This is a genomic window from Azospirillum sp. B506 (assembly GCF_000333595.1).
GTDB lineage: Bacteria > Pseudomonadota > Alphaproteobacteria > Azospirillales > Azospirillaceae > Azospirillum.
This window is the reverse complement of sequence record NZ_BADK01000290.1, coordinates 1-4,377: the sequence shown is the minus strand read 5'-3', so window position 1 is coordinate 4,377 and position 4,377 is coordinate 1. Positions and strand designations below refer to the sequence as shown.

Genomic DNA, 4,377 nt, shown 5'->3' with positions numbered 1-4,377 from the left:
GAAGGCCGCAAGCTGGCGCTCAAGACCGCCCTGTCGGCCAAGGCCGCCGAGGGCAAGCTGATCGTCCTGGAGGCTGCGGCCGCCGAGACGCACAAGACCAAGGAACTGGCGGCCCGTCTCGCCACCCTCGGCCTGACTTCGGCGCTGATCATCGATGGCTCGAACCTGGACGAGAACTTCGCCAAGGCTTCGCGCAACATCCCGCTGATCGACGTGCTGCCGGAGCAGGGTGCGAACGTCTACGACATTCTCCGCCGCGACACGCTGGTCCTGACCCGCAACGCGGTCGAGCAACTGGAGGCTCGCCTGAAATGAGCAAGCAGTCGAAACCTGCGGTGAGCCAGGAGCGGATGTACGACCTGATCCTCGCTCCCGTCATCACCGAGAAGTCGACGTTGGTGTCGGAGCACAACCAGGTCACGTTCCGCGTGCCGCTCACGGCCTCCAAGCCGGAGATCAAGGCCGCCGTTGAAGGTCTCTTCAACGTCAAGGTGACCGCGGTCAACACCCTGGTTTCCAAGGGCAAGACCAAGCGGTTCCGCGGCACCATCGGCCGTCGCTCGGACTTCAAGAAGGCCGTCGTCACCCTCGCCGAGGGTAACAAGATCGACGTGACCACGGGCATCTGAGCGGGAGTGTGATCCGATGGCTCTGAAGCAATACCGCCCGATTACGCCGTCGCTCCGCCAGCTGGTCATCGTTGACCGCTCGGAGCTGTGGAAGGGCAAGCCGGTCAAGACCCTCACCGAGGGCCTGACCAAGTCTGGTGGCCGCAACAACACCGGCCGCATCACTGCGCGCCGGATGGGTGGCGGTCACAAGCGCACCTATCGTCTGGTGGACTTCAAGCGTCGCAAGTTCGACGTTCCGGCCACCGTCGAGCGGCTCGAATATGATCCGAACCGCACGGCCTTCATTGCGCTGATCAAGTATCAGGATGGGACGCTGTCCTACATCCTGGCGCCGCAGCGCCTGAAGGTCGGCGACACCGTGATCTCCGGCGAGCGCACCGACGTGAAGCCCGGAAATGCGATGCCGCTGAAGAACATCCCGGTCGGTTCGATCGTGCACAACGTCGAGCTGAAGGCCGGCAAGGGTGGTCAGGTGGCCCGGTCCGCCGGCACCTACCTGCAGCTGGTCGGCCGCGACGGCGGCTACGCCCAGCTGAAGCTGCCCTCGGGCGAGCTGCGCATGGTTCGTGGCGAGTGCATGGCCACCCTGGGTGCCGTGTCCAACCCGGACCAGATGAACACCAACCTTGGCAAGGCCGGTCGCAACCGCTGGCTCGGCGTGCGTCCGTCGGTCCGTGGCGTCGCCATGAACCCGATCGACCACCCGCACGGTGGTGGTGAGGGTCGCACCTCGGGCGGCCGTCATCCGGTCACGCCGTGGGGCAAGCCGACCAAGGGCAAGAAGACTCGTCACAACAAGAAGACGGATGGCCTGATCCTGCGCCGCCGTCATTCGAAGTAAGGAGGTCGAACGATGGCACGCTCCGTTTGGAAGGGCCCGTTCGTCGACGGCTATCTGCTGAAGAAGGCGGACAAGAGCCGGGCTTCGGGCCGCAACGAGATCATCAAGATCTGGTCGCGTCGTTCGACCATCCTGCCGCAGTTCGTCGGTCTGACGTTCGGCGTCTACAACGGCCACAAGTTCCTGCCGGTTCTGGTTACCGAGCACATGATCGGTCACAAGTTCGGCGAGTTCGCTCCGACGCGGACCTTCTATGGCCACGCGGCGGACAAGAAGGCGAAGAGGAAGTAAGCCATGGGCAAGCCTGCCAACCCCAGCCGGGTCGCGGAGAACGAGGCTCTGGCCCGCAATCCGATGATCCGCACCAGCCCGCGGAAGCTCAACCTCGTCGCCCAGCTCATCCGGAACATGGATGCCAGCCGCGCCGTGGCCGAGCTGACCTTCTCCAAGCGCCGCATCGCCGGCGAGGTGAAGAAGGTCCTGCAGGCCGCGATCGCGAACGCCGAGAACAACCACCAGCTCGACGTCGACCGTCTGTACGTGTCGTCGGCGACGGTCGGTCGCGCTCTGGTGATGAAGCGCTTCCACGCCCGTGCCCGCGGCCGCGGCGCCCGGGTCGAGAAGCTGTTCAGCAACCTGACGATCATCGTTCGCGAGCGTGACGCCGCCGTTGCCGAGGGGGCCGAGTAATGGGTCAGAAAATCAATCCGATCGGGCTGCGCCTCGGCATCAACCGGACCTGGGACAGCCGTTGGTTCGCCAAGCGCGACTACGCCAACCTGCTGCACCAGGACCTGAAGCTGCGCGGCTATCTGCAGGGTCGCCTGCAGCAGGCCGGTTGCTCGCGCGTCGTGATCGAACGTCCGGCCAAGAAGGCCCGCATCACCATCCACTCGGCCCGTCCGGGTGTGGTGATCGGCAAGAAGGGCGCGGACATCGAGAAGCTGCGTCTTGAGCTGTCGAAGATGACCGGCAGCGAGGTGAGCCTGAACATCGTCGAGATCCGCAAGCCGGAGATCGACGCTCGCCTCATCGCCGAGAACATCGCCAGCCAGCTTGAGCGCCGTGTGGCATTTCGTCGCGCCATGAAGCGCGCCGTGCAGTCCGCCATGCGTCTGGGCGCCCAGGGCATCCGGATCAACTGCTCCGGCCGTCTCGGCGGTGCGGAAATCGCCCGCATGGAGTGGTACCGCGAGGGCCGCGTTCCGCTGCACACCCTGCGCGCCGACATCGATTACGGTGTGGGCACCGCCAAGACCACCTACGGCACCTGCGGTGTCAAGGTGTGGGTGTTCAAGGGCGAGGTGATGGCTCACGACCCGATGGCGCAGGACAAGCGCATGGGTTCCGAGCCGGTGTCGACCGACGGCGAGCCGCGCCGCGAGCGGCACGATCGCCGCGACCGTCGCGAGCGCTCCGAGCGCTCCGAACGCGAGTAAAGGGGCCGAGCGATGCTTTCTCCCAAGCGCACGAAATTCCGTAAGGCCCACAAGGGCCGTATCCACGGCAACGCCAAGGGCGGCACCGCCCTGAACTTCGGCTCCTTCGGCCTCAAGGCCCTGGAGCCGGAGCGCATCACCGCCCGGCAGATCGAAGCGGCCCGCCGCGCGATCACCCGCGCGATGAAGCGTCAGGGCCGCGTCTGGATCCGCATTTTCCCGGATCTCCCCGTCTCTACCAAGCCCGCCGAAGTCCGCATGGGTTCCGGTAAGGGTTCGCCGGAGTACTGGGCGGCCCGCGTGAAGCCCGGCCGCATCCTGTTTGAACTGGACGGCGTGCCGGCAGATGTGGCAAAAACCGCCTTCGCTCTGGCGGCCGCGAAGCTGCCGATCAAGGTGAAGCTGGTGACCCGCCTGGGCGGTGTCGAGGAGACCGCGGCATGAAGGCCGTAGACATTCGTACGAAGAGCGCGGATGAGCTGAACGATCAGCTCATCCAGCTCAAGAAGGAACAGTTCAACCTGCGTTTCCAGAAGGCCTCCGGCCAGCTGGAGAACACCGCGCGGGTGAACACGGTGCGCCGCGACATCGCCCGCATCAAGACCATCCTCGGCGAGCGTGCCCGCTCCGCCGACGCCGGCAAGTAAGGGGGATCATCCATGCCTCGCCGCGTTCTGCAGGGCACGGTGGTCAGCGACAAGTGCGACAAGACCGTTACGGTTCTTGTCGAGCGCCGTGTCATGCACCCCGTGTACAAGAAGTTCATTCGTCAGTCGAAGAAGTACGCCGCCCACGATGAGGGCAACCAGTTCAAGGTCGGCGATACCGTTTCGATCATCGAATGCCGCCCGATCTCGAAGTCCAAGCGTTGGACGGTCGTGACGGAGTCCGCCGCCGACAGCGGCGCCGCGTGATAACGAAAGGTCGTAAACAATGATCCAGATGCAAACCAACCTGGAAGTCGCCGATAACAGCGGGGCGCGCCGGGTGCAGTGCATCAAGGTGCTTGGCGGGTCCAAGCGGAAGGTCGCGACTGTGGGCGACGTCATCGTCGTCTCGGTCAAGGAGGCCATTCCGAAGGGCCGCGTCAAGAAGGGCGACGTGCATCGCGCCGTCATCGTCCGCACCGCGAAGGAACTGCGTCGGGAGGACGGGTCGGCGATCCGTTTCGACCGCAACGCCGCCGTGCTGATCAACAAGCAGGGCGAGCCGATCGGCACCCGTATTTTCGGGCCGGTCACTCGTGAGCTTCGCGGCAAGAAGTTCATGAAGATCATCTCGCTGGCGCCGGAGGTGCTGTAATGGCCGCCAAGATCAAGACCAAGGACAAGGTCGTTGTCCTGACCGGCCGTGACAAGGGCAAGACCGGCGAGGTGTTGAAGGTTTTCCCGAAGGAGAACCAAGGCGTTGTGCAGGGCGTGAACGTGGTGAAGAAGCACCATAAAGGCAGCGCCCGCTCGCAGGG

11 protein-coding genes are annotated in these 4,377 nt (G+C 64.7%); all 11 read left to right on the top strand.

Going from position 1 to position 4,377, the window contains the following annotated elements; genetic code table 11:
• A partial coding sequence (gene rplD, locus I71_RS09200) for a 50S ribosomal protein L4 (RefSeq protein WP_042694106.1) occupies nt 1-315 on the top strand: 315 nt, incomplete at its 5' end.
• Nucleotides 312-629, top strand: a complete 318-nt coding sequence (locus I71_RS09195) for a 50S ribosomal protein L23 (protein ID WP_012973207.1) — start codon at nt 312-314, stop codon at nt 627-629. The genes rplD and I71_RS09195, both read left to right, overlap by 4 nt.
• Before the next feature lie 16 nt (nt 630-645).
• Nucleotides 646-1,473 (top strand): 50S ribosomal protein L2, encoded by an 828-nt coding sequence (gene rplB / locus I71_RS09190; protein WP_042694104.1) that lies wholly within the window; start codon nt 646-648, stop codon nt 1,471-1,473.
• Between the two features lie 12 nt (nt 1,474-1,485).
• Entirely contained in the window at nt 1,486-1,764 is a 279-nt protein-coding gene (gene rpsS, locus I71_RS09185; RefSeq protein ID WP_012973209.1) for a 30S ribosomal protein S19, read from the top strand.
• Nucleotides 1,765-1,767: 3 nt separating this feature from the next.
• Nucleotides 1,768-2,163, top strand: a complete 396-nt coding sequence (rplV, locus tag I71_RS09180) for a 50S ribosomal protein L22 (RefSeq protein ID WP_042694102.1) — start codon at nt 1,768-1,770, stop codon at nt 2,161-2,163.
• Nucleotides 2,163-2,912: a 30S ribosomal protein S3 gene (gene rpsC, locus I71_RS09175; RefSeq protein WP_012973211.1), complete on the top strand. Its 750-nt coding sequence runs from the start codon at nt 2,163-2,165 to the stop codon at nt 2,910-2,912. Before rplV ends, rpsC begins: the two co-directional genes overlap by 1 nt.
• Nucleotides 2,913-2,924: 12 nt before the next feature.
• Nucleotides 2,925-3,356 (top strand): 50S ribosomal protein L16, encoded by a 432-nt coding sequence (rplP, locus tag I71_RS09170; RefSeq protein WP_014246894.1) that lies wholly within the window; start codon nt 2,925-2,927, stop codon nt 3,354-3,356.
• A complete protein-coding gene (gene rpmC / locus I71_RS09165; RefSeq protein ID WP_042694100.1) occupies nt 3,353-3,559 on the top strand; it encodes a 50S ribosomal protein L29 in 207 nt (68 codons plus the stop codon). The genes rplP and rpmC overlap by 4 nt, the downstream gene beginning before the upstream one ends.
• 12 nt (nt 3,560-3,571) lie before the next feature.
• Nucleotides 3,572-3,826: a 30S ribosomal protein S17 gene (gene rpsQ / locus I71_RS09160; RefSeq protein ID WP_042694099.1), complete on the top strand. Its 255-nt coding sequence runs from the start codon at nt 3,572-3,574 to the stop codon at nt 3,824-3,826.
• 19 nt (nt 3,827-3,845) lie between these two features.
• Nucleotides 3,846-4,214 carry a 50S ribosomal protein L14 gene (gene rplN, locus I71_RS09155; protein WP_012973215.1) on the top strand — a complete coding sequence of 123 codons (369 nt, stop codon included), beginning with the start codon at nt 3,846-3,848 and terminating at the stop codon, nt 4,212-4,214.
• A partial coding sequence (rplX, locus tag I71_RS09150; protein WP_042694096.1) for a 50S ribosomal protein L24 occupies nt 4,214-4,377 on the top strand: 164 nt, incomplete at its 3' end. The genes rplN and rplX, both read left to right, overlap by 1 nt.